Origin of the sequence: Burkholderia sp. DN3021, assembly GCF_049805555.1 — a bacterium.
Lineage (GTDB): Bacteria > Pseudomonadota > Gammaproteobacteria > Burkholderiales > Burkholderiaceae > Burkholderia > Burkholderia pyrrocinia_C.
The window spans coordinates 1-2,247 of the sequence record NZ_JBNCAB010000202.1; the positions used below are offsets into that span (position 1 = coordinate 1).

Annotated in this window: 1 protein-coding gene; it reads right to left on the bottom strand. The window is 64.3% G+C overall.

The annotated features are described in order from the left end of the window. Positions 1-187: 187 nt before the first annotated feature. Positions 188-1,564: an autotransporter strand-loop-strand O-heptosyltransferase gene (locus ACPUER_RS36375; protein ID WP_425133534.1), complete on the bottom strand. Its 1,377-nt coding sequence runs from the start codon at positions 1,562-1,564 to the stop codon at positions 188-190. Between the last annotated feature and the right edge of the window lie 683 nt (positions 1,565-2,247).

Consider the following 2,247-nt stretch of genomic DNA (forward strand, 5'->3'; position numbering starts at 1 on the left):
GGATCAAGCGTTGCATCGGATCGCGACTGCTGACACGCCGATTCGAATCGCAGCAGCGCGAGGGCGTGATCATCGCGAACCTCGTGAACCGTTGGAACAGCTTCGGCAAGGCAGTTTGCGTCAAAACAGCCTAATTACGGCCGCAACCAACTGAGCGCATACCCTGTCGAACAAAGCCGATCGCTGCTTAACCCGTTGGCCTCCACGAATTCCGTCCGACCTCACTATCCGGCGAGCAGGGTGGCTCGGACGCTTCCAGCAGTCGAACGACAGCGTGTTTGACCTGCGCGCAGCTCACGAGCCGCGCACATTCGAACTGGCGCAATGTCTCCGCGTGGCGGGGGCACGCCGACGCATCGGCATCGTCAAAGTTCGCGCTCGCATCGTTCCAGCAACTGTTGCACGCATGGGAGTTGATTACGCGGTACGGCGTGTCGAACTCGCTGACCGGATGCGTGAATCCGCTGATGAGCACGACGGGCGCGCCGACCGCCCATGCGAGCCACACGAGATCGCCGGGCACGCCGATCAGGCACGCCGCATGTCGAAGCCACCGCGCACGCTCGGTCCACGTCGTGTCGGGTGGAAGAACGTGTGCGGCCTGTGTGAGCGCGCTGCTTTCGTCGGCGATCTCAGGCGAAGGCGAATCGACGCAGACGATCCGATAGCCGGCCGCCGTTAAGAACCGCTGCAATTCCCGCCAGCCGCCGGGCCGCTCCCAGCGCGCGCATCGCAACGCGCTTTGCGCGGCGATGCAGACATAGCGGCCCGCGAACGGCCGGCTGTCGGCGGCGAGCTCGATTCGCGGCGGCGCCTCGCGCGGATCGACGCCGAGCATATAAGCGGCGCTGCGGTGCACGCCGACGAGTTGCGGCGCGCTTGGCTGGTACGCGCGCGCTTCGTCGCCGGAAAAGCGCCCGAGCCGATATGTCGCGTAGTAACACTCGGGCTTGACGGATTCCGGCGCGACGAACTCGATGTCCGGATAGCCCGGTTTGAGCAGCGAGATCAGCGGCGCCGGCATCGAGCACGTCAGCTTGCAGCGGTGTTGCCGCTGGAACTTCACTGCATAGCCGAACCAGCCAAGCGCTTCGCCAAGCCGCCCCGCCTCGAATTGAATCAGCACGGGCTTGCCGTGCGCGTCGAACTGGTGCCTAAAGACGCGTTTGCCGCCCGCGTCGATCTCTATCAGGAACGGCACGAAATGCTTCCTCGTACTCGTCACGACGCCCGCGCCGATCTGCGTGTCAAACAGCGGCATATCAGTGTGCGTATCGCGCAGATGCACCGTCCAGTCTCCGTCCGGCAGCAGCACGCGGCAGCCGTCGTTGAAGTCGAAGCGCACGCCTGCGGTGCCGGACCACGTCGGCGTGTCGGCGGGCGGCGTGAAGCCTCGCGGGTGCGTCGCGTCCGGCGCGGCGGACAGCTGCGGCGCGCTCTGGCGCGGACTGGGCGCCGGGGGCGCATGCGCATCGAACGTCAACGGCGAGTACGACGTGACCTTAGGCACGTCGTACTCGCTTCGCCTGGCGTTCGCAATGGAATACGAAAGAGAGAGGTGCATGATGACAATCGTTGTTCGGTGACGCACCGCGACGCGGGCGAAAAAGGCGCGTGCGCATGGGTGCGAAACGTGTGCTCGGCGGCGGCCGTGCACGAGACGCGCCGCGCCGGACAGCCGCTACGTTCGACTAAGCGAGCGGTTTCGCGTCAGCGGCGTCCGGTGCCGGTGTTCGATGACTTCGGGCTCATTTGGTGGTTCCTCTTGGGTGAGCGTCAGGCGCTATCCCGGAGACGGGCGATCGCGATTCGCATCACGATGCGTGCGCCGACAGAGCGGCTTCGGCAGCGGTTTCTGCCGATCATTCAGCAGCGCGATTATTTCAAGCGGTCGGTAAACGCGCGTCGGGGAAACAACCGATATTGGGGGGCTTTGTTCGGAAGGGGTAGTTGCGCGGCAGCGTGAGGTCGAGTAGAAAGGGCCATTGATCTATCCGCCTCGTGAACGTTCAGTGCCATATAAAGCCAGCCTGAAATCCGGTGCGCCGCGCAAACGCCCGAAACCGACGTATCGGGTCGCAAACGCCCGCGCCTACAATCAGAGAGGTGGCCGCGCAAATTCGGACAGACGGATAAGTGGTTTGGCCGGGGCCTGAGCCAGCGATAATGCTGGCAAAGGAACCGAGGAAATGACGAAGAGAACCCGACGGACGCACTCAGCGGCGTTCAAAGCGAAGGTGGCGCTGG